28 protein-coding genes are annotated in these 26,091 nt (G+C 71.2%); 14 read left to right on the top strand and 14 right to left on the bottom strand.

Features of this window, described 5'->3' with window-relative positions:
• Genes AB0B64_RS45695 through AB0B64_RS45675 form a run of 5 tightly spaced genes read left to right on the top strand, consistent with a single transcriptional unit; the run spans window position 1 to window position 4,414 of the window.
• Window positions 1–1,158, top strand: a complete 1,158-nt coding sequence (locus tag AB0B64_RS45695) for an ArsA family ATPase (RefSeq protein WP_358188036.1) — start codon at window positions 1–3, stop codon at window positions 1,156–1,158.
• Entirely contained in the window at window positions 1,151–1,552 is a 402-nt protein-coding gene (locus AB0B64_RS45690; RefSeq protein ID WP_357945041.1) for a hypothetical protein, read from the top strand. Before AB0B64_RS45695 ends, AB0B64_RS45690 begins: the two co-directional genes overlap by 8 nt.
• 47 nt (window positions 1,553–1,599) lie before the next feature.
• Window positions 1,600–2,532 carry an ROK family glucokinase gene (locus tag AB0B64_RS45685; protein WP_357945043.1) on the top strand — a complete coding sequence of 311 codons (933 nt, stop codon included), beginning with the start codon at window positions 1,600–1,602 and terminating at the stop codon, window positions 2,530–2,532.
• Between the two features lie 15 nt (window positions 2,533–2,547).
• Window positions 2,548–3,240, top strand: a complete 693-nt coding sequence (locus tag AB0B64_RS45680) for an endonuclease/exonuclease/phosphatase family protein (RefSeq protein ID WP_358188027.1) — start codon at window positions 2,548–2,550, stop codon at window positions 3,238–3,240.
• A gap of 37 nt (window positions 3,241–3,277) precedes the next feature.
• Window positions 3,278–4,414 (top strand): hypothetical protein, encoded by a 1,137-nt coding sequence (locus tag AB0B64_RS45675; protein WP_357945049.1) that lies wholly within the window; start codon window positions 3,278–3,280, stop codon window positions 4,412–4,414.
• Window positions 4,415–4,442: 28 nt separating this feature from the next.
• On the opposite strand, the gene AB0B64_RS45670 is transcribed toward AB0B64_RS45675, so the two are convergent.
• The gene (locus tag AB0B64_RS45670; protein WP_357945051.1) at window positions 4,443–4,901 is read right to left on the bottom strand and encodes a hypothetical protein; all 459 of its coding nucleotides are present in this window, start codon (window positions 4,899–4,901) and stop codon (window positions 4,443–4,445) included.
• Between the two features lie 46 nt (window positions 4,902–4,947).
• Window positions 4,948–5,706 (bottom strand): alpha/beta fold hydrolase, encoded by a 759-nt coding sequence (locus AB0B64_RS45665; protein WP_357945054.1) that lies wholly within the window; start codon window positions 5,704–5,706, stop codon window positions 4,948–4,950.
• Between the two features lie 147 nt (window positions 5,707–5,853).
• Between AB0B64_RS45665 and AB0B64_RS45660 the strand changes: the two genes are divergently transcribed.
• Window positions 5,854–6,555, top strand: coding sequence for a lysophospholipid acyltransferase family protein (locus AB0B64_RS45660; protein WP_225298509.1), 702 nt, complete (start codon window positions 5,854–5,856; stop codon window positions 6,553–6,555).
• A 98-nt stretch (window positions 6,556–6,653) separates the two neighbouring features.
• Here the strand turns inward: AB0B64_RS45660 and AB0B64_RS45655 are convergent, their stop codons facing one another.
• The gene (locus AB0B64_RS45655) at window positions 6,654–7,109 is read right to left on the bottom strand and encodes a MarR family transcriptional regulator (RefSeq protein WP_358188014.1); all 456 of its coding nucleotides are present in this window, start codon (window positions 7,107–7,109) and stop codon (window positions 6,654–6,656) included.
• Between the two features lie 84 nt (window positions 7,110–7,193).
• Between AB0B64_RS45655 and AB0B64_RS45650 the strand changes: the two genes are divergently transcribed.
• Window positions 7,194–7,625: a DoxX family protein gene (locus AB0B64_RS45650; RefSeq protein ID WP_358188007.1), complete on the top strand. Its 432-nt coding sequence runs from the start codon at window positions 7,194–7,196 to the stop codon at window positions 7,623–7,625.
• A 62-nt stretch (window positions 7,626–7,687) separates the two neighbouring features.
• On the opposite strand, the gene mmuM is transcribed toward AB0B64_RS45650, so the two are convergent.
• The 5 genes from mmuM to AB0B64_RS45625 form a co-directional block, all read right to left on the bottom strand.
• On the bottom strand, window positions 7,688–8,554 hold the full coding sequence (mmuM, locus tag AB0B64_RS45645) for a homocysteine S-methyltransferase (RefSeq protein ID WP_357945062.1): 867 nt from the start codon (window positions 8,552–8,554) through the stop codon (window positions 7,688–7,690).
• An 89-nt stretch (window positions 8,555–8,643) separates the two neighbouring features.
• The gene (otsB, locus tag AB0B64_RS45640; protein WP_358187999.1) at window positions 8,644–9,462 is read right to left on the bottom strand and encodes a trehalose-phosphatase; all 819 of its coding nucleotides are present in this window, start codon (window positions 9,460–9,462) and stop codon (window positions 8,644–8,646) included.
• 42 nt (window positions 9,463–9,504) lie between these two features.
• Window positions 9,505–10,224: a Crp/Fnr family transcriptional regulator gene (locus tag AB0B64_RS45635; protein WP_358187992.1), complete on the bottom strand. Its 720-nt coding sequence runs from the start codon at window positions 10,222–10,224 to the stop codon at window positions 9,505–9,507.
• Window positions 10,225–10,339: 115 nt separating this feature from the next.
• On the bottom strand, window positions 10,340–12,763 hold the full coding sequence (locus AB0B64_RS45630; RefSeq protein ID WP_357945071.1) for a VIT domain-containing protein: 2,424 nt from the start codon (window positions 12,761–12,763) through the stop codon (window positions 10,340–10,342).
• Window positions 12,760–13,617: a helix-turn-helix domain-containing protein gene (locus AB0B64_RS45625; RefSeq protein ID WP_358187985.1), complete on the bottom strand. Its 858-nt coding sequence runs from the start codon at window positions 13,615–13,617 to the stop codon at window positions 12,760–12,762. The genes AB0B64_RS45630 and AB0B64_RS45625 overlap by 4 nt, the downstream gene beginning before the upstream one ends.
• A 108-nt stretch (window positions 13,618–13,725) precedes the next feature.
• Here AB0B64_RS45625 and AB0B64_RS45620 point away from each other — a divergent pair, with 108 nt between their 5' ends.
• Both AB0B64_RS45620 and AB0B64_RS45615 read left to right on the top strand, forming a co-directional pair.
• Entirely contained in the window at window positions 13,726–14,193 is a 468-nt protein-coding gene (locus AB0B64_RS45620) for a DNA starvation/stationary phase protection protein (RefSeq protein WP_357945077.1), read from the top strand.
• 156 nt (window positions 14,194–14,349) lie between these two features.
• Window positions 14,350–15,372 carry an alkaline phosphatase PhoX gene (locus tag AB0B64_RS45615; protein WP_358187980.1) on the top strand — a complete coding sequence of 341 codons (1,023 nt, stop codon included), beginning with the start codon at window positions 14,350–14,352 and terminating at the stop codon, window positions 15,370–15,372.
• Between the two features lie 68 nt (window positions 15,373–15,440).
• On the opposite strand, the gene AB0B64_RS45610 is transcribed toward AB0B64_RS45615, so the two are convergent.
• Window positions 15,441–15,764: a hypothetical protein gene (locus AB0B64_RS45610; protein WP_358187976.1), complete on the bottom strand. Its 324-nt coding sequence runs from the start codon at window positions 15,762–15,764 to the stop codon at window positions 15,441–15,443.
• Window positions 15,746–16,657 (bottom strand): helix-turn-helix domain-containing GNAT family N-acetyltransferase, encoded by a 912-nt coding sequence (locus AB0B64_RS45605; RefSeq protein WP_358187973.1) that lies wholly within the window; start codon window positions 16,655–16,657, stop codon window positions 15,746–15,748. Before AB0B64_RS45605 ends, AB0B64_RS45610 begins: the two co-directional genes overlap by 19 nt.
• Before the next feature lie 22 nt (window positions 16,658–16,679).
• Here AB0B64_RS45605 and AB0B64_RS45600 point away from each other — a divergent pair, with 22 nt between their 5' ends.
• Together AB0B64_RS45600 and AB0B64_RS45595 are read left to right on the top strand one after the other, a co-directional pair.
• Window positions 16,680–17,594 (top strand): lactonase family protein, encoded by a 915-nt coding sequence (locus tag AB0B64_RS45600; RefSeq protein ID WP_358187969.1) that lies wholly within the window; start codon window positions 16,680–16,682, stop codon window positions 17,592–17,594.
• 125 nt (window positions 17,595–17,719) lie between these two features.
• Window positions 17,720–19,078: a N,N-dimethylformamidase beta subunit family domain-containing protein gene (locus AB0B64_RS45595; protein WP_358187966.1), complete on the top strand. Its 1,359-nt coding sequence runs from the start codon at window positions 17,720–17,722 to the stop codon at window positions 19,076–19,078.
• Here the strand turns inward: AB0B64_RS45595 and AB0B64_RS45590 are convergent.
• Together AB0B64_RS45590 and AB0B64_RS45585 are read right to left on the bottom strand one after the other, a co-directional pair.
• Window positions 19,075–19,803 carry a Clp protease N-terminal domain-containing protein gene (locus tag AB0B64_RS45590; protein ID WP_357945093.1) on the bottom strand — a complete coding sequence of 243 codons (729 nt, stop codon included), beginning with the start codon at window positions 19,801–19,803 and terminating at the stop codon, window positions 19,075–19,077. The genes AB0B64_RS45595 and AB0B64_RS45590 overlap by 4 nt on opposite strands.
• A gap of 361 nt (window positions 19,804–20,164) precedes the next feature.
• Window positions 20,165–20,767: an IS607 family transposase gene (locus AB0B64_RS45585; RefSeq protein WP_357945096.1), complete on the bottom strand. Its 603-nt coding sequence runs from the start codon at window positions 20,765–20,767 to the stop codon at window positions 20,165–20,167.
• Window positions 20,768–20,845: 78 nt separating this feature from the next.
• Between AB0B64_RS45585 and AB0B64_RS45580 the strand changes: the two genes are divergently transcribed.
• Window positions 20,846–21,871, top strand: coding sequence for a 6-phosphofructokinase (locus tag AB0B64_RS45580; RefSeq protein ID WP_358187960.1), 1,026 nt, complete (start codon window positions 20,846–20,848; stop codon window positions 21,869–21,871).
• 135 nt (window positions 21,872–22,006) lie between these two features.
• On the opposite strand, the gene AB0B64_RS45575 is transcribed toward AB0B64_RS45580, so the two are convergent.
• On the bottom strand, window positions 22,007–22,861 hold the full coding sequence (locus AB0B64_RS45575) for an MHYT domain-containing protein (protein ID WP_357945100.1): 855 nt from the start codon (window positions 22,859–22,861) through the stop codon (window positions 22,007–22,009).
• Window positions 22,862–22,923: 62 nt separating this feature from the next.
• Entirely contained in the window at window positions 22,924–23,937 is a 1,014-nt protein-coding gene (locus AB0B64_RS45570; RefSeq protein ID WP_358187953.1) for an MHYT domain-containing protein, read from the bottom strand.
• Window positions 23,938–24,050: 113 nt separating this feature from the next.
• On the opposite strand from AB0B64_RS45570, the gene AB0B64_RS45565 reads away from it, so the two are divergent.
• Both AB0B64_RS45565 and AB0B64_RS45560 read left to right on the top strand, forming a co-directional pair.
• Window positions 24,051–25,151 (top strand): DUF5931 domain-containing protein, encoded by a 1,101-nt coding sequence (locus tag AB0B64_RS45565; protein ID WP_357945106.1) that lies wholly within the window; start codon window positions 24,051–24,053, stop codon window positions 25,149–25,151.
• Window positions 25,152–25,391: 240 nt separating this feature from the next.
• The gene (locus AB0B64_RS45560) at window positions 25,392–26,033 is read left to right on the top strand and encodes a response regulator transcription factor (protein ID WP_357945109.1); all 642 of its coding nucleotides are present in this window, start codon (window positions 25,392–25,394) and stop codon (window positions 26,031–26,033) included.
• Window positions 26,034–26,091 lie beyond the last annotated feature (58 nt).

Genomic DNA, 26,091 nt, shown 5'->3' with positions numbered 1-26,091 from the left:
GTGAGCCCGCGAGTTCTGCTCTTCACCGGCAAGGGCGGTGTGGGCAAGACCACCGCCGCCGCGGCGACCGCCACGCTCGCCGCCAAGCGCGGCCTGAAGACGCTGATCGTCTCCACCGACACCGCCCACTCGCTGGCCGACGCGCTCGGCGTCGAGCCGGGCGAGGTCGCGCCGGGGTTGCACCTGCACCAGGTCGACACCCAGAAGACGCTGGAGCGCCACTGGGGCGAGCTGCAGGACTACGCAAGAGGGCTGCTCACCGAGCTGGGCCTGGATGAGATCACCTCCGAGGAGATCACCATCCTGCCCGGCGCAGAGGAGGTCATCGCCCTCCTGGAGCTGCGCGAGCACGCCCGCGAAGGACGCTGGGACGTCATCGTCGTCGACTGCGCCCCCACCGCCGAGACCCTGCGCCTGCTGGCCCTGCCCGAGGCGCTCGACTGGCACATGACCAGGCTGATGCCGGTCGGCCGCAAGATCATGAAGATCGTCTCGCCGTTCGTGCGCAGCGTGGCCCACGTCAGCGCGCCCGGCGAGGAGGTCATGAGCGCGGGGGAGCGCTTCCACCGGGGCCTGCTGGAGGTGCGCGAGCTGCTCACCGGCGACAACGCCTCCGTGCGCTTGGTGTTCACGCCGGAGGCCGTGGTGCTCGCCGAGGCCAGGCGCACCCTCACCTCGCTCAACCTGTACGGCTACCGCGTCGACGCGGTGGTCGCCAACCGGGTCTTCCCCGCCGAGGGCGCCGATGAGTGGCGCGCCCAGTGGGTGGCGGCCCAGTCGAGGCTCCTGGCCGAGGCCGAGGAGTCGTTCGCGCCGCTGCCCATCCACGTCGTGCCCTACCTTCCGGCCGAGCCGGTCGGCAAGGACGCGCTGGCCCAGGTGGGCGGGGCGATCTACGGCGAGGTGGACCCGTTCGCCGCCCCGGAGGTGGAGCCGCCGCTGCGGCTGTCCGCCGACGAGCTGACCCTGGCCCTGCCTGGCGCCGACCGGGCCGAGGTGGACCTGGCCCGCAAGGGCGACGAGCTGATCATCACCGCCGGCCCCTACCGGAGGATCCTGGCACTGCCGGCGGCGCTGGCCCGCAGACGGATCAGCGGCGCGGCGCTCCGCGACGGCCTGCTCCGGGTACGGTTCACAGCAGGAGGGCCAGATGACTGAGAGCAACAGAGACCCGATCGGCACCGTCACGGACGAGGCGCGCAAGCTCTTCGACACCATCCAGGGGCGGGCCACCCGCCAGGTCGGCAGGACCGTGCTCAACTCGTTCACCGGGGGCGGCGGCGGGCAGAGGGACAGAGACGTGTGGAGCGAGGCGGTGTCCGAGCCCCACGATGAGTACATCTGCCGCGCTTGCCCGGTCTGCCGGGCCATCGCGGCACAGCGGGAGTCCGGCAACGACGTGGCCGGGCACCTGGTGGCGGCCGGCGGCGAGCTGTTCGCCGCGTTCCGCCAGACGATCGACGCGCTGAGCAGGCCGGCCCCTCGCAGGCCACGCGACGATCAGAGTGGCGATCGCGGTCGCGACAATGTGGAACATATTGATCTGGGATAGACCAGATTTGGGATAGACCGGATTTTGGATAGAGGAGACACAGGGGCATGCTCACGATCGGTGTGGACATCGGTGGCACCAAGGTCGCCGCGGGCGTGGTCGACGACGACGGCGAGATCATCGCCCACACGCTCAAGCCCACCCCGGCCGACCAGCCCGAGCAGGTCGCCGCGACGGTGGCCGAGGTCGTGCGCGAGCTCGCCCAAGGCAGGGAGATCGAGGCCGTCGGCGTCGGCGCGGCCGGGTTCGTCGACGAGACCCGGTCGGTCGTGCGGTTCGCGCCCAACCTGGCCTGGCGCGAGGAGCCCCTGCAGAAGAAGATCAGCGGGCTGATCGGGCTGCCGGTCGTCATCGAGAACGACGCCAACGCCATGGCCTGGGGCGAGACCAAGTTCGGGGCTGGGCGCGGTCAGTCGCACGTCGTCTGCATCACGCTCGGCACCGGCATCGGCGGCGGCCTGGTCTTCGACGGCAAGCTGTTCAGGGGCCACTGGGGCATGGGGGCCGAGCTCGGCCACATGCAGGTGGTGCCCGAGGGCCGGCTGTGCGGGTGCGGCCAGCTCGGCTGCTGGGAGCAGTACGCCAGCGGCAACGCCCTGGTCATCGAGGCCAGGCAGATCTCCACCGCCCAGCCGGAGCGGGCCCAGATCCTGCTCGGCCTGGCCGGTGGCAAGATCGAGGGCGAGGAGGTCACCGAGGCGGCCAAGCTGGGCGACGAGGCCTCCCTCGCCGCCTTCGCCAGCCTCGCCGACTGGCTCGGCCAGGGCATGGCCGACCTGGCCGCGATCCTCGACCCGGGCTGCTTCATCGTGGGCGGCGGCGTCTCCCGCGCGGCCGATCTCTTCCTCGACCGGGCCCGCGAGACCTTCGCCCGGCAGCTCACCGGCAAGGGACACCGGCCGCTGGCCGAGATCCGGCTGGCCGAGCTGGGCGCCGCCGCCGGGGTCGTCGGCGCGGCCGACCTCGCCAGGATGCGCTGACCGGGTTCGCCCGCGATGGCGCGCGTGGCCACCTACAACGTCCGCGGGCTGCGTGACAGCGTGCCCGCGCTGGTCCGGGTGATCGAGTCGATGCGGGCCGACATCCTGTGCCTCCAGGAGGTCCCGCGCTTCCTCAACTGGCGCGGCCGGCGGCGCGAGCTGGCCGAGGCGTGCGGCCTGCGCGTGGTGGCCGGGGGTCGGCTCGGCGGCGTGGCGGTGCTCGCCCGCCCCGGGATCGAGGTGCTGGCGGCCGAGCACCACCGGCTGAAGGTGTTCGTCGGCCTGGAGGTCCGGGGGCTGGCCGTCGCGGTCCTGCGCGTCGAGGGGGTGCCGCTGGCCATCGGCTCGATCCATCTCGATCTCCACGGCGCGGCCCGGCTGCGGCACGCGTACGAGGCCATGACGCTGATGGAGCGTACGGCCGCCGCGTACGGCGCCGCCATCGTGATCGGCGGCGACCTCAACGAGCAGGAGACCGAGCCCACCTGGCGCTATCTGGCCGGGCGGCTCACCGACTGCCGACCGGCCGCGCCCCGGGGCGACGGGCTGACCTTCCCCGCCCGGCAACCGCGTGAGCGCATCGACGCGGTGTTCGCGGCGCCCGAGCTGACGGTCGTCTCCTGCGGCGGCGCGGACGCCGCCGCGGCCGATCTGGCGGCCGCGACCGACCACCTGCCGGTACTCGCCGAGCTGCTAGTCAGGCCCTAACGGGGCGGGGAGGTCCGCGAACCCGTAGCATTTGCTCATGACCCGTCGCTATCAGCGGCGTGCGCTCACCCTGATCTTGGCGACGTCCGTGGCCTTGTCGCAGGTCACGCCCGCCGCGCATGCCGATCCCCGCCCCGCCACCATCGAGGCGTGGCAGCAGTCGACGAGCGTCCGCCTGGACGCCGACGGCTCGCTTTCCGACGTTACCGCGCTCTCGTCAGGCGATGTCTGGGCCGTCGGCCAGCAGGAGATCTGGGACGTCTGGAAGAACCGCGGCACGGTCCGCCACTGGAACGGCTCCAGTTGGTCCGAGGTGACCCTGCGCGACGCCACCGGGGCCGGCAACCTGCGCGGTGTGGCCGCCGCCTCACCGTCCGACGTGTGGGCCGTGGGCGACGGCCACGACGGCCTGCCCTACCTCGCCCACGGAGATGCCGGCGGCTTCGACCGGGTCAGGGCGCAGGGGATGCGCGGGGGCGACTGGCTCGGCGGCATCGACGCCCGTCCGGGGCGCGTCGTGGCCGTCGGCAGCCGCGACAACTCCTGGCTCATCCTCACCGGCCAGGGCGGCGAGTGGACCACCCAGGAGTCACCCAGGGACGACGACGGAAAGGTCCTGGAGCCGGGCGCGCTCTATGGTGTGTCCAACGGGTTCGCCGTCGGCGACACCGGCCGGGCACCGCTGATCATGCACCTGTCGGGCGCCACCTGGAAGCCCATGCGCGTGCCCGACATTCCCGGCGGCTACCTGCGCGACATCCAGGTCGACGGCCCCAAACGGGCGCTGGCCGTGGGCGGGGTCTACGGCAGTGACGGCGAGGTCGACCCGCTCGTCCTGTCGTGGAACGGCAAGCGCTGGAAGCGCGAGCGGCTGCCCGAGACCGAGTCGCGGCTCTACGGGGTCACCGGCGACGGCAAGGGCCGCTTCTGGATCTCCGGCTTCGACCCGTCGCGGGCCACCGAGCCGTTCATGATGCGCTGCGAGAAGAGCGACTGCGAGATCATCCGGGGCGGCGCCGCGAAGGGCAAGGACAGCGTGCGGTTGCAGGCGGTCACCTACCTCGCGGGCAAGGGCGACGTCTGGGCGGTCGGTCACGCCGTGGACGCCCGCGAGCAGTACACGGACGTGGTGGAGCTGTTCGGGCTCAGAGAGCCTTCGCTGAAGGACTCCTAGCCGGTCGCTGAAGGAGTCCCAGCCGGTCTCAGAGCACGGCGCCGTCGTCCCAGCCGTCGTTGGGCGGGCCGTCGCCCATCCGCACCACCAGCGCCACGAAGCCGCCGATGAACGCGGCCACGGCGGTGAAGAGCGCCCAGCCCTCCATCTGCCAGTTGGCCATCGCGGCGATCAACAGGTAGGCGGGGCCGCCGAACAACGCCACCCAGGCGAGCTTGGTCGGCAGGTCGAGCTTGGGCAGCGGGGGCGGCGGCGGGGGCACGAAGCGCTCCTCGCCGTCCTCATCCTCGTCGAGGTCCTCGTCGCCCTGCTCCGCCTCCATGTCGGCGTCCTCGTCGACCGCGGGTTTGACCACCCTCGCGATGGGTTCGACCGGTACGTTCTCGCTGTCCGGCCATGGCTGGTCGGCCGAGTCGCGCTCGGCTGTGTCGTTGAAGGACGCGACGATCTGCCGCCAGACCTCGTCCTCGTCACTCTGGGGCGTCACCTAGATCGGCCTCTCCGCAGCGATCGCGACTTCCCCCTGGGTGCGATCAGTCCCTCTGCAAGGGTACCGAGGCATGTGTCCGGATGAAGTCGAGGCTACCGGCAAAGATCTTGTCGGCATCGTTGTCCAGCGTCGCAACATGGTAGCTATCGGTAAGCTCCTCGATCGTGGCCTGCGGTACGTTCTGGCGAATGATCTCCACGCTCCTCGGTTTCACCACATGGTCCTCGGTGCTGTGGAAGACCAGCAGCGGCTGCGTCACCTTCGTCAGGTCGGCCTGGACCAGTGACCACAGGCCGGGCAGCGAGGCGGCCGCCTTCACCGGCGTGCGCGCGTAGGCCAGTTCGGTCACGCCCGGCTTCTTGACGTCGTTGGCCACCCCCGGCACCGACGGCAGGAACCACTTGAGCACCGGGGCCAGCATAAGCAGCGGCACGTCGCGCACGATCGACGGGTTGACCACGATGACGCCGCTGATCGCGTCCCCGTGCACCTCGGCCAGCCGCAGCGCCAGGCAGCCGCCCAGCGACAGCCCCGCCACGAACACGTTCGCGCAGCGGCCCTGGAGGTTTTCGAACGCCTTCTCCACCTCGGCGTACCAGTCGTCCCAGCGGGTGCGGTTCATCTCCTGCCAGGTGGTGCCATGTCCGGGCTGGCGGGGGAGGGAGACGCTCACCCCCTGCCCGGCGAGATACTCGCCCCAAGGCCGTAGCGACTGCGGGGTGCCGGTGAAGCCATGGCACAGCAGTACGCCGACCTGGCCTGCTTCGTGGTGATAGGGCTCCGCGCCTGGCATGAGCGGCATAACAGCTCCTCGGTGGGATTTCATCCCGGAATTGCCCGATCGTCGCACGATCGAGGTGGATTGTGCGAGAGGTGAGGTAGGAGCATCGGTTCTGAGATGCGAAGATGACTTTGCTTACAGATCGCGCTGTGGGGAAGAGGTGGCCGGGTGTTCTACTGGGTGGTCAAGGCCATCTTGGGGCCGATCCTCCGCGTCGTCTTCCGGCCGTGGGCGGAGGGTGTGGAGAACGTGCCCAGGCAGGGGCCGGTCATTCTCGCCGGAAACCACCTGTCGTTCGCCGACCACTTCTTCGGGCCGCTGCATCTGCGCCGCAAGGTCATCTCGCTCGGCAAGTCCGACTACTTCACCGGGCGGGGCGTCAAGGGCTTCTTCACCCGGCTGTTCTTCAGCGGCGTCGGCACCGTGCCGATCGACCGCTCGGGCGGCAAGGCCAGCGAGGCCGCGCTGCGCACCGGCATGCGGGTGCTGCGCGAGGGCAACGTCCTGGGCATCTACCCGGAGGGCACCCGCTCACCCGACGGCCGCCTGTACAAGGGCAAGACGGGCGTCGCCCGCCTGGCCCTCATGTCGCGGGTGCCGGTGATCCCGTGGGCCATGGTCCACACCTTCGAGATGATGCCCCCCGGCCACCCGCTGCCCAAGCTCGGGATCCGGCCCGGGGTCCGCTTCGGCAAGCCGCTCGACTTCTCCCGCTATTACGGGATGGAGGAGGACCGGCTGGTGCTGCGCGCCGTGACCGACGAGATCATGTACGCGCTCATGGAGCTGTCGGAGCAGGAGTACGTCGACAAGTACGCCGCCAGCGCCAAGGTCGAGATGGAGCGCGCGGCCCGAGCCGCCAAGGGCTGACCACCGTTCATCACGGCGGTTGCCGTGGTGCCTGTCCGGTCTCGCGCCCGGCGGCGGTCACTGCCGGAGTGCCTGTCCGGTCTTGCGCATGGCGGCGGTCACTGCCGGAGTGCCTGCTCGGTCTTGCGCATGGCGGTGGTCATCGTCTCCAGCTCGCCGCGGGTCATCCGGTCGATGAGGTAGGCCCGGACGACCTCCACGTGGCCGGGGGCGACCCGCTCCAGGCAGTGGACGCCCGCCTCGGTCAGCACGGCCAGCACGCCGCGCTCGTCGGACGGGCAGGTGGTCCGCTCGACCAGGCCCGCCTTCTCCAACTGGCCGATCTGGTAGGTCAGCGCGGACTTCGACACCACGACGCCCCTGGCCAGCTCCGTCATGCGCATCTGGCGGCCGGGGGCGTCGGCCAGGCGGGCCAGCACCTCGTACTGCGGATGGGTCAGCCCGGCCGCGGCCTTGAGCTGCTCTTCGATGCGCCGCTCCAGCAGGTGGGAGGTGGACAGGAAGGCGCGCCAGGCGGCCATCTCCGTCTTGTCGAGCCACGCGGTGTCCGTCACGGCGTCCAGTGTACTTGTTGTTCAGATTTGAACTTCCGGGTAGAGTGCTGGTTCAAATCTGAACAACTGCCTTTTGGAGAGCGCATGCTTGACCAGTCACGTTCCGTAGCCATCCTGGTCGCCCGAGTGGCCGTCGGCGTGATCTTCCTGGTGCACGGCTACCAGAAATTCGCCACGATGGGGATCGCCGGGACCACCAAGTTCTTCGAGTCGGCCGGGATCCCGCTGGCCGCGGCCGCCGCTCCGGCGGTGGCGGTGCTGGAGGTCGCGGGCGGCCTGGCGCTGATCCTCGGTGTGGCGCTGCCCGTCGTGGGGACGCTGCTGGCGCTCGACATGGCGGGCGCGATCCTGTTCGTCCATGGGGCCAACGGGTTCGGGGTGGACAAGGGCGGCTTCGAGTTCGTCCTGTCGCTGGCGGCGGGCGCGCTGGCCGTCGGCTTCAGCGGGGGCGGCGCGCTCGCCCTCGACCGCGTGCTGTCCTCCCGCCGCCGCACCCCTGAGAACGTCGCGGCCTGACCGCCGTCGCCCCTGACCGTGGTGGCTGGGGCTCCCGTTTCTGGGCTTCTGCGGCGCGGTGCTCAGGACAGGTGGGCGCGGATCTGCTTGATGTGCTCGGGAGTGGTACGGCAGCAGCCGCCGATGAGCGAGGCGCCGGCCCGTTGCCACTCCTCGGCCGCCTGGCCGTACTCCACGGGCTCGGCGGTGCCGCGCCACCGGCCCTGCTCGGCGTCCCAGTATTCGCCGGAGTTCGGGTAGACGACCACCGGCAGGCCGCCGGCCAGCGTGGCGATGAGGCCGGGGATGTGCCGCGGCGCGGTGCAGTTGACACCGACGGCCACCACCTGCGAGCTGCCGGCGAACAACGCGGCGGCCTCGGCGATCGGGGTGCCGTCGTTGAGGTGCGCGGCGTCGCGGCAGGAGAAGCTCACCCACGCCTTGACCGATGGCGTCTCGGCGAGCAGCCTGGCCAGCGCCCGCGCCTCCGGGTAGGACGGGATGGTCTCGCAGGCGAGCAGGTCGGGCCCACTTGAGGCGAGGATCTCCCAGCGCGGCCGGTGCCACGAGAGCAGGCCCAGCTCGTCGAGGTCGTAGTCGCCGGTGTATTCGGCGCCGTTGGCCAGGTAGGCGCCGTAGGGGCCGATCGAGGCGGCCACCAGCCCGCCCCCGGCCTCGTCACGGGCCTGGCCGGCCAGCTCGACCGAGAGCCTGATCAGCCGCTCGGCCTGCGCCTCGTCGAGCCCGCGCCGGACGAACCCCGGGATCGACGCCTGGTAGCTCGCGGTCGTGGCCACGTCGGCGCCGGCGGCGAAGTAGTCGGCGTGCACGCGCCGGATCAGCGCCGGATCCTCCACCAGCAGCCGCGCCGACCACAGCTCGTCGCTCAGGTCGGCGCCGAGCATTTCGAGGCGGGTGGCCAGACCGCCGTCCAGGACAAGGGTGCTCACCCGTCCAGAATATGGTGCCCCGCGTACTCGACAGCACTTTCCGGCTCGGGTGAAGGACTCCAATAAGCCGGGGTGAATTTCCGGCCGGGCTATTGCGTTTGCCGGTTGTCATGGAAAGCGCGGATTATCTCGTCCAGCATGGCCGGGACGTCGGCCGGGCCGGCCACGGTGAAATCCGCCTGCCGGGCCAGTTCGTCGCCGGTTTCGCTGTTCGCCACCGCCACTCTGACTCCGACGAACTCCGGGTCGCCTTCCTCGCGCGTACGCAGGGCCTCGAAGGCGCGGGCGTCGGACAGGTCGTCGCCGAAGTACCAGGCCCTGGCCAGGGCGGCGCACTCCGTTTCGACGACGGTGCCCTTGTCGCCGTGCACCGGTGGCTTGAGCTCGACCACCATGCGGCCCAGCTGCTCGGCCAGGCCCAGCTCGGCGGCCTTGGCCGACGACCATCTCTCCACCGCGCCGCGCAGCGCCGGATCCGCTCTGTAGTGCAGCGCCACCATCAGCGCCTTGTCCTCCACCAGCACCTTGCCCGGCAGATCGCGGGCGGCGTCGGCGACCAGGCGGCGGATGACCGGCGCCCATGGCTCCGCCTCGCCGGCGTTCATGATCTCGCCGTCGACCACCGTCTGCAGGCCGTACAGGCCGAAGAGCCGCACACCGGGGGCGCCGGAGAAGCGGTCGCGCAGGAACGCGGCGGGGCGCGCGGAGACGACGGCGACGCGGGCGAACAGCTCCGCCAGCGCGCTCAGCCGCTCCACGGCTCCGGGGACGGGGAGTACCGCGTCGGGATCATTCATGATGGGCGCGACAGTGCCGTCGAAATCGAAGAAGAAACCCGATTCCCGGGCCGCGGAAACGGTGGCGGAGACCGCCTCGGCGAAGCGCAGCGGTGCGCGAGAGGTCGCCATGTACGGTGACGATAGAACAGCCCGCCGGACTCCGATAGACGCCTATTCGTAGCTCCGATGAACCTTTTTCCGGTGAACCTGGCCGGAGTTCGTTCCGTCGCCGGCCGGAGTGGTCTTCGCGATGCGGGCGAGCGCTTCGGCGTCCTTCACCGTCACCTCGCCTTCGCCGATCTCGACGAGCTCGCGGCGTTCGAAGGACCGCAGGGCCCGGTTGACGCTCACCCTGGTCGCGCCGATCTCGGCGCCCAGGCCCGCCTGCCCGGCGTGCAGCTGGACCCGGCCGCCTCCGCTGCGTCGTACCAGCCACTTGGCCACCCGCGCGGAGACGTCGAGTACGACCGCGTCCGTGAGCCGCTCGTCGAGGTCGCGCACGGTCTGGGCGAGCGTACGCATGAGCCGGGCCGCCACCGACGGCTCGGTGGCGATCACCTCGAGCACCGCCACGCTTGGCAGGTAGGCCACCTCCACCGGCGTGAGGGCCGTCAGCGTGGCCCGGTGCGTACCCTCCACCAGGAGCGTCGTCTTGTCGAACGCCACGGGCGCGGCGTCCACCGACAGCACCACCTCGCGGCCGTCGACGCTCACCCGCCCGGCCTTGACCCGACCGTCGAGCAGCACGATCAGCTGGTCGGCCGGGTCGCCCTCGGTGCAGAGCACCTGCCCCGCCGGGTAGCGCCGCTGCCGCGCGACGGACTCCAGCCTGCGCAGCCCTTCTTTGCCCAGCTCACGGAACATCGGGAGGGCGGCCAGCGTGTGCGTCATGTATCAGGTGATACACCACGGCCGTGCCCGGTGATGCGGCGACCGTCAAGCTCGCGGGCCTAGCGTGCGGGTATGGCGAGATTTGTGGTGCAGCTGGCGTTCGACGGCGGTGCCGTCAGGTGCGCTTCCAGAACGGGCGGCGGGGCGTACCCGGCGCGGGCGATCCGGTCGGGGCCGAGGGGGATCCGCTCGTGAGTGCGGTGAGCACCTCGATGGCGTGCGCCCGCAGCGCTTCGGCGTCGATGCCCGGTTGCTCCGCCGTCTGCAGCTCGCGGCCCAGGGCGGCCAGCTCCGGATGCCCGCCCAGGAAGGCGGCCAGCGCCGCGAGCCGAGAGCCCAGATCCGCCAGGTAGAGCGGGTCGGGAGCGCCGAGCAGCGCCCGGAGCCGGTCGAGCTCGACGACCAGCTGCGTCCTGACGGACTCCAGGCCGGGCCCGCCCGGACGGGGAGCGGCGGGCGGCGCGAACCGCGGCGACGGGCTCATCCGCCCACCGGCCGAGCTGCCGCCGAAACCACCGGCCGAGCCTCCGCCGGGGCTGCGGGGGGCGCCGCCGGGACCCGCTTCCGCCTCCCAGTCGACCCCCCTGGAGCGGCGGGTAGCGTCTGAGGCGCCGGTCTCCTGGGTGCCCATGAGGCCGTGACTCTGGCCGGGGGCGAAGCCCGGGTCGGGGATCGACATGGGGCGGGAGGGCGCGGCCATCACTGCGGCCTGGGCCATGAAGGGCATCATCGGCGGGTTCTGCGGCAGCTCCCAGCCGCTCGGCGGCTCCACGGGCTGGATGACGCGGTGCTCCGGCTCGCCTTCCGCCACCTTTCTGGTGTCGATCGCCACGTAGGCGGTGAAGCGGCACAGGACGCCGTTCTCCAGCGAGACCCGGACGATCTCCGCCTCCAGTTCGTGCTCGCCCATGGCGTACCGGTCCTCCAGCTCGCGCAGGTGCGCGCGGGCCCAGACGGCGCGGATCGCCGGGTTGTCCACCACGGTGCCCGTCACCTGCTGCTCCCACGGGGCGCCCGACGCCAGCCCGCGTACGGTCACCGATGAGCCGTCCCGATAGCGGCCGTGCACGCGCAGCGGGACGCCCGGGAAGATCGAGCCCAGGTGGGTGACCGTGCCCGGCTCCACGTCGAGGCCCTTGAGGGACAGGTCGGTCACGAGAGGCGCGCCGATGCGGCGGTGGATCTGCTCCATGGCGGCGTCCAGGCGGTCCTCCGACTCGACCAGCTCGCAGCGGCCCGCGCCCAGACCGGCCAGCCGGCCCAGGAACCCGGCGTTCACCGCCCGGTCGATGCCGACGGTGTGCACCCGCATGGCCGACAGCGCGCCGCCGGTCTGCTCCAGGATCTGGTCCTCGTGGCCCACTTGCCCGTCGGTGACCAGCACCAGGACGCGTTCGCGCCCGTCCTGGTCGTGGAGCAGGGAGATCGCCCGGCGCAGCGGCTCAAGCAGCTCGGTGCCGCCGCGGGCGTCCACGCGCGCGAGATGTTCGACCGCGCGGTAACGGTTGCGGTCCGAGGCCGTCACGAGCCCCTCGAACGCCTCCTCCACCACCGAGTCGAACGTCAGCACCGCGAACCGGTCCTGCTCCGTCAGCGTGTCGACGATCCGCGCCGCGGCCCGGCGGGCGGCGACCATCTTCCAGCCGCCCATGCTGCCCGACCTGTCCAGCAGCAGTACGAGGTCACGCGGCGTGCGCGGCGACTCCAGCGCCGGGGGCAGCACGGTCAGCGAGAACGCGCCCCGGCCGTCGAGCTGCAGCGCGGTCGAGGCCTCGAACGACAGCCGCAGGATGAAGTCGCGGTCCAGCCGCTCGCCCGGCCGCAGTCGTACCGTATGACCCTCTTCCTCGACCACGTGCAGGCTGGAAGCCAGCTCCCGCAGGTCCAGCCCGGCGGGGTCGATCGTCGCCGTCAGCGACAGGCGTACCGGATCGGGGAAGCCGGGTAGGAGCACGGGCGGGGTGATGCGCGAGGCGTCGGGGACCGCGTCGGTGTCGGGCGCGGTGCCGTCGCCGGCGCCGGGGCCGTCGAGCGGCGTGCCCGGAATGTAGCGGGGGGCGACGACCAGCGGGAAGCGGAACGTGGCCGCGCCGTCCTCGTACGGCAGCGGCTGGCTCAGCGTGAGCCGGACCGTCACCCGCTCGCCCGGCAGCAGGTTGCCCACTGTGATCGTGAACACGTCGGGCCGGTCCTCCTCGGCGATCGCGGCCCGCTTGCCCTCGCGCAGCGCCCGGTCGTAGTCGGCCCTGGCCTGGCCGCGCTCCTTGAGCACGCCGTCGATCACCCGGTCGTCGGCCTCCATCCTGAACCCCGTCACCGCCGCCCTGTCGGGCAGCGGGAAGACGTAGGTGGCCTCCAGCGTGACGTCGTACGGGTTGCGGAAGCCCTGCGTAACCTCGACCTCGGCCATCAGGCCGGAGATGTCGGCGGACACGTCGACGCTCTCCAGAGGCAGGTTCCCGCGCGCCGTCCGCAGCGCGCCGAACCCGGCGTCCGGCACCGGCAGGCACCGGGTGGGCTCGAGCGAAGTGATCTTCATGCTAGCTTCCTCTCTTCGAGCAGCGCCAGCAGCGGTGCCGCCGCGGTGAGTACCGCCTGGATGTCGTCTTCAGCCGGGGTACGGCCGGCGCCGTCGAGCACGAGGGTCACTCCGTCGGTCAGCCTGATCCCACGCACCAGCGCCCCGTGCCCCCTGGGCCGGGGGAGGTGTGCGGGTCGGCCCGCGCCGTCGGTCGGAGGAGTATCGGCCGGTCGGAGAACGTCGGCGGGCAGGGGCACGTCGGCGATGCCGGTGGATGGGGGAGCGTCGGTGGGCGGGGGATGCGGAAGGGCGGGGCCGGTCGCATCGGCGGGGTGCGCGGCCCAGAACCGGCCGCGCGGGCTCCCGGATCGAGTCGCCGAGCCGTCGGGGAGGGCCGCCGCCTCAGGCGTCTCGCCTTCCGCAAGGCCTGTCTCGCCCTCCGTAAGATCCGCCGCATCCTGAGCCGCCTCGCCCTGGGGCGCCGTCGTCCCAGTCGTCGTGGCGTCCAGAACGGCCGCCGTCGCCGCGACGTCCTCGTCCAGAGTCGACCAGCCGGGGTGGGCCGTCCGCTCCAAGGTCGTGTCCGTGGCGCCGGTCAGGGCGGTCTGGATCTCCGCGATCGACCGCCCGGCCGCCTGCAGCCGCTTGATGGCCACGAGCTGCAGCAGATGCCGCCGGCCGTACTGGGCGATGCGTCCACGCCTGGTCAGCGGTGGGTCGACGAGGCCGATCGTGGTGTACCACCTGATCAACCGCTCGCCGGGCACGTCGCGGACCCGGCCGTTGAGCGGCTGCGCGTGCGGCTGGGCGTGCGCGCGCAACGCGTCGGCGGCGCGCTCCGCCAGCTCACGGATGGTCCAGGTCTCGCTCATACCTTCACAATTACACTGTCACTATTGCAGTGTCAACCAAGAGAAAGCGGGCAAAGGGGACTGGATCGCATAGAGACCCTGATGTCGAACCACGGGGAGGAACACATCATGGCTACGATCACCGGTCCGCTCTCGGGCGACGCGAAGAAGACGGTCGCGACGGCCCTGCAAGGAGCCCTGGTCGATCTCCTCGATCTCTCGCTGCTCGCCAAGCAGATGCACTGGAACCTGACCGGCCCGCACTTCCGGCAGATCCACCTCCAGCTCGACGAGGTCACCGCCCTGGCCCGTGAGCACGCGGACACCATCGCCGAGCGCGCCGTCGCCCTGAGCATCAACCCGGACGGCCGCGCGGCCACCATCGCCAAGTCCACCAAGCTCTCGCAGCCGGAGAACGGCTGGATCGAGGACGGCAAGGTCGTGGCGACGATGACCGACATCCTGGAGGCCGTCGGCAAGCGAATGCGCGAGCGCGTCGCCGCGACCGACGAGCCCGACCCGGTCAGCCAGGACCTGCTCATCGCGGTGGCTCAGGACATCGACAAGCAGCACTGGATGTTCCAGGCCCAGCGCTGACGCCGCCACAGCCCGGGGCCCGCGCTCCGGGTCCCTGGCGGCGCACCGCCGCGCTCATCCGGTGGCCAGAGATTTCGCGCAGAATTTGATCTCGCGCCTCCCTGTCATTCATGTCGGCGGGGTCGACTAGCGTGGCACCTAGAGGGAGGCCTCACGATGTCCAGCAAGACTCTCCTCCGCACGGGCCCGCTCTGGCAGGGCGGGATGAGCCCTTACGGCCCGCTGGAGCCGCCAGGTGGCGACGATCTGGCGCTGCCCGGGGGGTTCAGCGGCCGGGTCGTGGCCCGCTCGGGCCAGAAGGTGGCCGGGCTGACGTGGCACGCGGCGCCCGACGGCGGCGCGTGCTTCCCTGACGGCACCGGCTGGATCTACGTGTCCAACTCCGAGCTGCCGCTGCTCGGCGGCGCGTCCGCGCTCCGGTTCCGCGCCGACGGTTCGATCGCCGACGCGTACCGCATCCTGTCCGGGACCGACCGCAACCGGGCGGGTGGCGCGACGCCGTGGCACAGCTGGCTCTCCTGCGAGCTCGGTGACCGCGGCCGGGTGTTCGAGTGCGATCCGTACGGCATGCGAGCCGGGCGCCCCCGCCTGGCCATGGGCCGGTTCAAGCACGAGGCCGCCGCCTGCGACCCCGACCGGCAGGTCGTCTACCTGACGGAGGGGGAGCCCGACGGGTGCTTCTACCGGTTCAGGCCCGGCGACTGGGGCGATCTCACCGAGGGCACCCTGGAGGTGCTCTGCCTCGCCGGTGACTGGAAGCCGGTGCCGTCGCCCGCCGCGGTGCTCAAGGCCACGCGCCACCAGATAGACGACGCCCGCCACTTCGACGGCGGCGAGGGCTGCCACTACGCGGGCGGGGTCTGCTACTTCACCACCGAGGGCGACAGCGGCCTGTGGGCCTACGACGCCGAGACCTCCACGCTCGACCGGATCTGCGACGGCGTACGCGCGATCACCGCCGCCCCCTCGGGCGACCTCTACGTGGCCAGGCAGTCGACGGAGATCGACGTCATCACCCCCGACCGGGCGGTCACGCCGTTCCTCAAGCTCGGTGGCCTCAGCGGGGCCGAGCTCACGGGGCTGGCGTTCGCGCCCGACGGCGGGCGGCTCTACTTCTCGGCCAGACGCGGCCGCGAGGACGGCCGCACCTTCGAGGTGGCCGGCCCCTTCCGCGCCTAGCCCGGTTCGCGCACGCCACCTCCGCCGATCGCGGGGAAGCCGATCGCGGGGAAAACGGAAGTACGGGCCTAGCCGGGCCAGCCGGGGACGACCAGGACCGCCCAGGCGACGAGCGGGCCCGCCACGACGATCACCGCGACGTAGGTCAGGAGCCGGCGGTAGAAGACGTCCGGGTCCATGCCTCTGACGTTGGCCACGAGCAGGGCGCCCGTGGTCGAGAACGGGCTGACGTCCACGATGGCCGACGACACCGACAGCGCCGCGGTCATCGCGATCGGTCCCAGCGTGCCCTGCGCGAGGAAGGGTACGGCGAGCGGCACCAGCGCGCCCAGGATGCCGACCGTGGAGGCGAAGGCTCTGAGCGGGCGGTGAACTAGAGGTCGCGGCTCCACTCCTGCTCGGTGACCTCGATCCCGTTCTCCGTCTCCTTGTGCTCCGCTTCCAGCTCGAACCCGGCGGCCTGGTAGATGCGCCGCGCGCTGTCCAGACAGTCGCGGGTCATCAGCGTGATCCGCTTGTAGCCCTCGGCCTTGGCATGACGCAGGCACTCGCTCACGAGCCGTCCGCCCAGGCCCAGTCCGCGGGCCGACGGCTCGACCAGCAGGAGCCGGAGCCGCGCGGTGGTGTCGTCCTCCCGTACGCAGAACACGCACCCGGCGGGCTCCCCGCCGACCTCGGCGATCCACCCCATGTCGCGCGACGGGTCGTAGGCGCCGATGATCCTGGCCACCAGCCGCTCGAAGTCCATGCCCCAGCCGTACTCCCGGCTGTAAAGGACGCCGTGCCGGTAGACGACCCAGCTCAGGTCGCCCGTGCGCAGGGGGCGGATCACGTACGGCTCGCGCTCGCCGGCGCCCTCCAGCAGTGTCCTGATCGTGGCCATGCTCGCGACCAGGCGTTCCTGTCCCGGCTCGGGCAGCGTGGTCAGCAGTCGCTCGGCCTCCTCGTCCGACCGCGCGTCCAGCAGCCCGTACGACTCGACGCCCGCCGCGGTGAGCCGGACGACCTGCTTGCGGGCGTCGGTGGCCGCGCGCTCCTTCGAGATCAGTCCGTCGCCCTCGAGGCGGGTCAGGATCCTGCTCAGGTAGCCCGCGTCGAGACCGATGAGGGCGCGCAGCTCGCCCGTCTCCAGCCGGCCTGCGTGCCCGAGCTCGAACAGCACCCTGCACTCGGCCAGCGAATAGGGCGAGTCGAGCATTCCGGCCTGAAGGACGCCGATGACCTTCGTATAGAACCGGTTGAAGGCTCTGATCTCGGCGACTCTTGCCTTTGTCAACGAACTCATTGCTTTAGTCAAGCATGAGAGGATGCCTTCTGTGAAGCACCTGTATATAGGCGGATATGGGCCCGGCATCGTCACCCCCGGCGGAGAGTTGACCCGCCTCACCTCGTCCTCGTTCCTGGCCGCGCATCCGAAGCTGCCGGTGCTGTACGCGGTGGGCGAGCTGGCCCAGGGCTGGCTGAGCGCGTTCAGCACGGAGGCGGCCGCGCTGGCCCCGCTGGACGAGCGGCCCAGCATGGGTGACAGCCCCTGCCACGTGGCGGTCGATCCGGAGGGCGAGCTGCTCGCCGTCGCCAACTACGGCGACGGCACGGTCAGCCTGCATCACCTCGACTCCCGCGGCGCGTTCGAGGGCCGCCCGATCGTGCTGCGCCACGAGGGCTCCGGGCCGCACCCCGAGCGCCAGCAGGGCCCGCACGCCCACCAGACGGTCTTCCACGACGGCCTGCTGTACGTCTCCGACCTGGGCACCGACCAGATCCGCCGCTACACCCCCGAGGGCGAGGCGCTGGAGCCGCTGCGCCTGACCCCGGGCACCGGGCCGCGCCACATGGTCTTCTCCGGCTCGCGCCTGTACATCGTGGGCGAGCTCGACGGCATCGTCACCCTCATCGACGGTGAGAAGTCGGCGGGCGCCCTCGCCTCACGCGCCGAGGGCGTCAACCAGCCCTCGCACCTCGACCTGGACGGGGACTTCCTGTACGTGGCCAACCGCGGCCCCAACACGATCACCGTGCTGCGGGCCGAGGACCTGACGCCGGTGGCCGAGGTGCCGTCGGGTGGCGAATGGCCCCGGCACTTCGCCATCGCCGGCGACCGCCTGTACGTGGCCAACCAGCACTCGGGAGTGGTCACCGAGTTCGCGCTGAAGGACGGCGTACCCGAGCCGACGGGTCAGGTGCTGGAGGTCGACAGCCCCTCTTGCGTGCTGCCGGCGTAAGGAGCTTCTTGGGTGCCGCCGACGTAAAGGTCCTTGCGCGTCCGGGGCCTTCTTGCGTGCTGCGGGCGTAAGGACTTCCCCAAGTCGCCGGTCCGGTGGGCGGGCGAGCGTGACCATGGTGCGCTGTGCGCAAGTCCTTGATCGTCCTGATCCTGCTGGCGTCCGCGTGCGGCAGCACCACCCCCGCCGCCCCGGCCCACCCGCTCGCCCCGCCCGCTTCGGCGCCCGAAGCCGCCGCGCCCGCCCCCGCTGAGGTCCCGGCCGCCCGGCCGGTGCGCTGGCGCATCACCGAGCGCGGGGCGGAGCACGAGATCGAGGGATACGCCGACCGCGTCAGCGTGCTGCCCGGCGAGCGGTTCCGGATGCGCGTCTCCACGACCGCGCCGCGCTTCACCGCGCACGCCTTCCGCGTGGGCGCCCACCCGGCGGAGGTGTGGCACTCCGGCCCGCGTCCCGGGGTACGTCAGGCGCCGCCCCAGACGGTGGAGGGCATGGTCACGGCCGCCCACTGGAAGCCCTCGCTCACCGTCGACACGACCGGCTGGCGGGAGGGCGCCTACCTGGTACGCCTGGACGCCTCCAGCGGCGGCCAGCGCTACGTGCCGATCACCGTACGCTCGGCCTCGACGCAGGGGCGGGTGGTGCTGGTCAACGCGGTGACCACCTGGCAGGCGTACAACCTGTGGGGCGGCCGCAGCCTCTACCAGGGTCCGGGCGGGTTCGACGACCGCTCGCGCAAGGTGACCTTCGACCGGCCCTACGACACCTCGGGCGCGCGGCTCTTCCTCGACTTCGAGCTGTCCGCGATCGAACTGGCCGAGCGCAGCGGCGTGCCGCTGGCCTACCTGACCAGCCTGGACCTGCGCCCCGGCGTCCTCGATGGAGCCAGGGCCGTGGTGTCCCTGGGGCATGACGAGTACTGGTCGCCCGGCATGCGCGCCGCCGTCACCAAAGCCCGTGACGCCGGCACGAACCTGGCCTTCCTCGGCGCCAACGCCGTCTACTGGCGCATCGGGCTGTACGGCCGGATGATCATGTGCGACAAGGAGAGCCAGTGCCCGCTCTGGCGCGCGTCCGCGCCGGAGAGCGCGCTGGTCGGGCAGGAGTACGACTGCTTCCCCGCCGAGGCCGCCTACGTGCTGCGCAGACCCGGCCACTGGATCTTCGAGGGCACCCGGGGCAGGCGCTTCCCCGGCCTGGCCGGCGTCGAGACCGACAAGGTGTCCGACGGCTCGCCCGAGAACATCAAGGTGCTGGCCCATTCGCCGGTCGACTGCGGCGGCCGGGCGACGTCCTCCGACAGCACCTACTACACCGCCCCGGGAGGGGCCGGGGTGTTCGCCTCCGGCACGATGCGCTGGGTGTGCGGGATGCGGGGAAGGCGGTGCGGCCACGGGGTCACCAAGGCAGCCGCCCCCTTCACCCGCCGCGCGACGCGCAACATCCTGACCAGGTTCGCCCAGGGTCCGGCCGGGGAGCCCTAAGCCTTCCCCTCGCGCCCGCGCAGGATCTCGGCGAGCATCCGCTGGATCTCGGGCTCGGCACCCTCCTTGGTCACGCCGAGCCCGTCGAGCGCGGCCACGGCCGTCCCCTCGCCGAGCGACAGCACGCCGAGCAGGATGTGCTCGGTGCCGATGAAGTTGTGGCCGAGCCGCAGAGCCTCGCGCAGCGTCAGCTCCAGGGCCTTCTTGCTCTGCGGGGCGTAGGGCGGCTTGTCGGGCGCGTTCTCACTCGGCGGGGCGAGCATGGCCGTCATGACCTCCTCGACCCGCTCCAGCGGCGCGCCGAGCGTCACCATGGCCTTGGCCGCGAGCGCTTCCGGCTCGCTCAGCAGCCCGAGCACGAGGTGCTCGGGCTCGATGTACTCGCTGCCCGCCCTGATGGCCGCCTGCTCGGACTGCACAATGACCGAGCGCGCCCGGTTGGTGTAGCGGGCGTAGGCGCGGAGCTCTTCGGCCAGCCCTCCCTCCTTGGGGACGAACCGCTTCTGGGCGGCCTGCTTGGTCACGCCCATGCTGCGGCCGATCTCGGTCCAGGAGGCGCCGGAGTGCCGGGCCCGGTCGACGAAGTGGCCGATGAGGTGGTCGGCCACCTCGCCCAGGTGCTCGCCCAACGTCACGGCGTCGGAGAGCTGGCCCAGGGGGTCGCCGTCGGGGTGACGGCTCTTGATCGCGTTGATGAGGTCGTCGAGACGCACGGTCTGGTCCATGGGTCAACCATAGGTTGACGATGCCTAACCGTCAACCTATGGTTGACGATCTGGGGTCGTCCATTCATGCATGGCGTGGTGTGCGGTGCGGCCGACGCCATCGGTTCGGTGCTGGCCGGATGGCTCCAACGCCTGTTCGGCTGAGATCTCCCCGCCGCCGGGAGCCTGCCCATGGCCGACACACTCACGAAATCGCCTCCCGGAGAGGGGTTTCGCTCGCTACGCTCGCGTTTGGTCTAGACCACTGCCCGCGTGGACGGGCAGAATTACGGTCCAGGTCGTGAAACCGTTCGGAGAATCTTAGTGATCCTCGTGCCGGCTCCATCGGCATGCGCCTCGCTCGCCGGGGACATGCGCCGCCTCACGCTGCCTCGAAGGCGGCCCGGAGCGCGGCCCTGGCCCTGCGGGCGGCCGAGCGCCGGCCGTACAACCGGGCGCAGAGCGAGGTGAGGACCTCCGCCATGTCACGCAACAGCTCGTCGTCGACCCGGGCGCCCGGGACGGCGCCCGACTCGCCGGCCTCCGTTTCGTCGGTGACCACGATCCGGCGGCCGGTGGCCTCCAGCGCGGCCGACAGCTGCTCCAGCCCGAACCGGGCGAGCCGGTCACGGCGCTCGACCACGATCACGCCCACGGACGCGTCGCGCAGCAGACGGGCCAGCTTCGGCCGGTCGCCGTCCATGCCCGAGCCGACCTCGCCGACGACCTCGGTGACCGTCAGGCCCATCGCGGTGGCCGCGCGGACCACGCGGACCGCCTGCCGATCGAGCTCGGCCAGCTGGTCGGTGCCGGACACCCTGCAGTACGCGACCGTCCGGCCCGTGACCTCGGCCGTCCGATCGAGGACCATGTACCTACCGGTGGCGGTCTTGACCACCGGGACGGGCATCTTCCCGTCTCGCGCCCACTGCCAGGCGGTCTGGTAATGCACGCCGTTCCGCCGCGCCCACTCCGAGAGCTTCACATATCGACAATCTCAGACGAAGACTGAGAAGAGCTGATGTTTTCACTAACGGCAAGAAACCCATAGGAGGAACCCGTCATGCGAATCGGAGTGCTCACCGGAGGCGGCGACTGTCCCGGACTCAACGCGGTGATCAGGGCGGTAGTGCGGAAGGGGGTGAGCGTCTACGGTCACGAGTTCGTCGGGTTCCGTGACGGCTGGCGCGGCCCGCTCGAAGGCGACACGATGCCGTTGGACATCCAGGCCGTACGGGGCATCCTTCCGCGGGGTGGCACGATTCTCGGCTCCTCGCGTACCAACCCCATCAAGATCGAGGGGGGCGTCGACCGCATCAAGGAGAACCTGGCGGCCACCGGCGTAGACGCGCTGATCGCCATCGGCGGCGAGGACACCCTCGGCGTCGCCAGGCAACTCTTCGAGCGCGACGTCAAGGTCGTCGGCGTGCCCAAGACGATCGACAACGACCTGTCGGGCACCGACTACACCTTCGGCTTCGACACCGCCGTCAACATCGCGACGGAGGCCATCGACCGCCTGCACACCACCGCCGAGTCCCACCACCGGGCGCTCATCTGCGAGGTCATGGGCCGGCACGCGGGCTGGATCGCGCTGCACGCGGGCATGGCGGGCGGCGCCAACGTCATCCTGATCCCCGAGCGGCCGTTCGACATCGACCGCGTCTGCGAGTACGTCGAGTCGCGCTTCCGTACCCGCTACTCGCCGATCCTCGTGGTCGCCGAGGGCGCGCACCCGATCGAGGGTCAGATCGCGCTGCAGGCCGGCGAGCTCGACGCGTTCGGCCACGTACGGCTCGGCGGCATCGGCGAGGTGCTGGCCAAGGAGATCGAGAAGCGCACCGGCAAGGAGGCCCGCACCACCGTGCTCGGCCACATCCAGCGCGGCGGCACCCCGACGGCCTACGACCGGGTCCTGGCCACCAGGTTCGGGCTGCAGGCGATCGACGCGGTGCACGAGGGCGACTACGGGATCATGGTGGCGCTGCGCGGCACCGACATGGTCCGGGTCGGGCTCGACGTGGCGACGGCCGAGCTCAAGACGGTGCCGGTGTCGCGCTACGCGGAGGCCGAGGTGTTCTTCGGCTGATTGAAAGCGGGTTGCAAGCGGGTGGCCGTAGCTTCTGTATCGGCGGGGTTACCGCTACAACCCCCTCAGGGTACGGCTTGCGCCGCGGCGAGTCGGCGGCCCACCACGCGCCGCAAGCCGTACCTATGACATAGCTCAAGAACGGGGCGTGCCGAAGAGATCCACATCCGGCGCGCCCCCGTTTTGTGCCACCCGGGCACCGCCCTGTGGCTGCGGCGGGGTGCGTCCCTCCAGCCGGGCACGAAACTCCGCCTCCCGGTGCAGTTCCTTCTCCGAGGGCGAGAGCATGACGGTGAGCAGCAGCCCCATGGTGATCACGCTGAGCCCCACGATCAGCGGCAGCAGGAAGTCGATGGCCTTCGCGCCGGTGACCGGCCCCGCCGGGCTGTGCGCGTGCACCGACATCCCGTACATCCCCGTGTAGTGCATGCCGGTCACCGCGACGCCCATGACCAGCGCCGCGCCGCCGATCTTCAGCGCGCCGCGGACCCGCAGGGTGAACCAGAGCGCGACGGTGGCCGCGACGATCGCGATGACCACCGACAGCGCCACGAACAGCGGGTCGTAGGTGACGTCCCCCGCCATGTTCATCGCGTACATGCCCAGGTAGTGCATGCCGGCCACGCCGATGCCCGTCAGGACACCGCCGCCGAGCAGGTACGAGGCGCGCTCACCGCCGCGCCAGACCACGAACAGCCCGGCGCCGACCACCACGACCGCGAGCAGCGCCGAGGCCGCGGTGAGCGGCATGTCGTAGCGGATCACCGTGCCCTGCACCGAGAAGCCCAGCATGGCGATGAAGTGCATCGTCCAGATGCCGGTGCCGCCGATGGCCACCGCCGCGCCCGCCAGCCAGTATCGGGCCTCCCTGGCGCTGACCAGCCGGGCCCGCGAGGTCAGCAGCAGGCCGAGCATGGACCCGATGCTGGACATGCCGTAGGCGACAAGAAGGGTCAGAGGCCCATAGGAGAAGTGATCAATCGGCGACATAGGCGCACACGTCCCTTAGAGGTGAATAAGGGAGTATGAGCAGGGCTCAGGTGATTTTGCAACTACCTCCGTCTAATTTTGGAACGTGGCGAATCTTCCGGGAACCCCTGCTGCTGCGGGGATGTAGGCGCGCCCAAGATCGGTTGCGGCTCGGGGACGGGGGCGCCGAAGACGGGTTGCGGCTGAACGGGCCGTTGCTGGGCGGGCTGCTGTTGGACGGGTTGCCGCTGGGCGGACTGCTGCTGGGCGGGCCGCGGGTGAAGGGGAATGGGCGCGGGGTAGGGCTGCGGCTGCTGGCTGGCACGCCGGCGCAGCTCCAGCCGGGCGACCAGCTCGGCGTCCTCGTGCAGCTCCTCCTCCGACGGCGACAGGATGACCATGAGCAGCATGGTCAGCGTGATCAGGCTGATCACGGTCATGAGCGGTACGAGGAAGTCGAGGGCGTCGGCGCCCGGCACGGCGCTGGGCTCGGGGTCGACCGTGACGAGCATCGCGTACATGCCGGTGTAGTGCATGCCCGAGACGGCCACGCCCATGACCAGCGCCGCGCCGGCGATCCAGACGGGGCGCTTGACCCGCATCGTGAACCACAGGGCCACGGTCGCGGCGATCACGGCGATCGCGACGGAGGCGGCCACCACTTTTCGGTCATAGGAGACGTGCGCGGACATGTTCATCGCGTACATGCCGAGGTAGTGCATGCTTGCCACGCCCAGGCCGGTCAGCAGGCCGCCGCCGAGCAGGGCGAGCAGCCGGCCGCCGCCGTACGAGACCAGGAACAGGCCGGTGCCGACGACCACGATGGCCACCACGGCGGAGGCGACCGTCAACGGCACGTCGTACTTGATCTGGGTGCCTTCGACCTCGAAGCCCATCATGCCGATGAAGTGCATGACCCAGATGCCGGTGCCGCCGATGGAGATGGCCGCCCCGATGAGCCACCGGATCCGCGAGGCGCCTCGCGAGGCGTGCGCCTGGGCGGTCAGCCGCAGTCCGAGCATCGACCCTATGCACGACATCACGTACGCGAGGAGCGGCGTGAGCGGGCCGTGGGTGAAATGGTTAACAGCGGACATTCAGTCAGTTTCCTTGCATTAGGGGTCACCGGATTGTGCCAGCTGGCCTGTCCGATTCACATAGATATCTCGACTATCTGTCAACCTGTAATGTCGGAACGTGAGAAGGGCTCATGGGTATCGAGAGGCCGTTCTGGCGCGCGATCGCGGTCTTCCGCGTCGCCTCGCTGCTCTACGCGGCGGTGTTGATGGCGCAGCACCGCGGCTACGCGGAGCCGCTCACGGGGTGGCTGGTGATCGGCGTCATGGGGCTGTGGACGGCGGCGGCGATCTTCGCGTACTCCGTCGAGGCGCTGCGCCGATGGCCGCTGCTCGTGCTCGATCTGCTGGTGGCCGTGGCCTGCCTGCTGGCTTCGCCGTACGTACAGGGCGCCCAGCAGCCCGGTGAGGGCACCATGCCGGTCCCGGCCACCTGGATCGCGGGCCCGGTGCTGGCCTGGGCGGTGCACGGGGGACGGCGGCTCGGCACGGTGGCCGCGGCCGTCGTGGCGGCGGCGGACCTCTGGCTGCGGATCCACGGGCCCGACGCGCCCGTCCTGATCAACGGCGCGGTGCTGCTGTTCATGACGGGCGTGGTGGTCGGGCACGTGGCGCGGCTGGCCAAGCGGGCGGAGGAACGCATGCAACGGGCCGTCGAGATGGAGGCGGCGCAGCGCGAACGCGATCGGCTGGCGCGGGACGTGCACGACTCGGTCCTGCAGGTACTGGCGCTGGTCCGGCGCCGCGGCCAGGAGCTGGGCGGCGAGGCGGCGGAGCTGGGCCGGCTCGCCGGGGAGCAGGAATCGGCCCTGCGCTCGCTGTTCATCCGGCCCGCCTCCCCGCCTGCTGGGGTGGCGGATCTGCGGGCGTTGCTCATGCGGTACGGCTCGGCGTACGTGACGGTCTCGACCCCGGCGACGCCCCTGGCGCTGCCGGGGCCGGTGGCGGAGCAGACGGCGGCGGCCGTCGGGGCGGCGCTGGCCAACGTCCGTGCGCACTGCGGGGCCTCGGCGCGGGCGTGGGTGTTCGCCGAGTCGGGGGACGGCACGGTGACGGTCAGCGTCCGCGACGAGGGGCCGGGGATTCCGGCCGGCCGGTTGGAGGAGGCCGCGGCGGCCGGTCGCCTGGGTGTCTCCCAGTCCATCCGTGGGCGCATCGAGGGTCTTGGCGGGAAGGTCTCGATCACCAGCGTTCCGGGGGAGGGCACGGAGATCGAGCTGACGGTCCCGGCCTAGGGGAGGGTTTTCCCGGGGTGGTTCGTCACGCGGCTGTCTCGGTCCCTGTGACGGTCTGTGGGTGGCGGGGGTCCTTTGGGTGGGGTACGCCCTTCGGGGGAGCGGAAGAGGGCGGCCGTCGTGGCTGGGGTCCCAAGGGTGGGCGCCGGGGGGCCAAAGAGGGTGGCTGGGGGCTCTGTGGGGATGTCCCTTCGGGAGTGGAAGGAGACGGGTCGGCGTCGCGACCCTAGAGTGGCGGCCATGGTGCGGGTGATGGTGGTGGATGACCATCCGATGTGGCGCGACGGGGTTGCCAGGGATCTGGCCGAGGCGGGCTACGAGGTGGTCGCCGCCGTGGGTGAGGGGCGTCAGGCGCTTCGTGTGGCCGGGGCGGTGCTGCCCGAGGTGGTGGTGCTCGATCTGCGGTTGCCCGACATGTCGGGGGCGGAGGTGGCCGAAGGGCTGGCCGGGATGCCGGTGCCGCCGCGGGTGCTGGTGTTGTCGGCCAGTGCCGAGCAGGACGACGTGCTGGACGCGGTCAAGGCGGGCGCTTCTGGGTATCTGGTGAAGTCGGCGAGCCGGGAGGAGTTCCTCGACGCCGTACGGCGGACCGCGGACGGTGACGCCGTGTTCACGCCGGGCCTGGCCGGGCTCGTGCTGGGGGAGTACCGGCGGCTCGCCGCCCAGTCCGCGCCGGCCGAGGGGCCCCGGCTGACCGAGCGGGAGACCGAGGTGCTGCGGCTGGTCGCCAAGGGCCTGTCCTACCGGCAGATCGCCGACCGGCTCGTGCTCTCGCACCGGACCGTACAGAACCACGTCCAGAACACGCTTCAGAAGCTCCAGCTCCACAACCGGGTAGAACTGGTGCGATATGCGATCGAGCGGGGGCTCGACGCGGACTAAACTCGGTGGGTCGAGGCGTTGGCCTCGGCACGTCCCCATCACTCCCGGAGGTTCTGCC

The organism is Nonomuraea sp. NPDC049129 (assembly GCF_040648495.1).
Taxonomy (GTDB): domain Bacteria; phylum Actinomycetota; class Actinomycetes; order Streptosporangiales; family Streptosporangiaceae; genus Nonomuraea.
The sequence above is the reverse complement of the archived record's forward strand: the minus strand, read 5'-3'. Positions and strand labels throughout refer to the sequence as shown.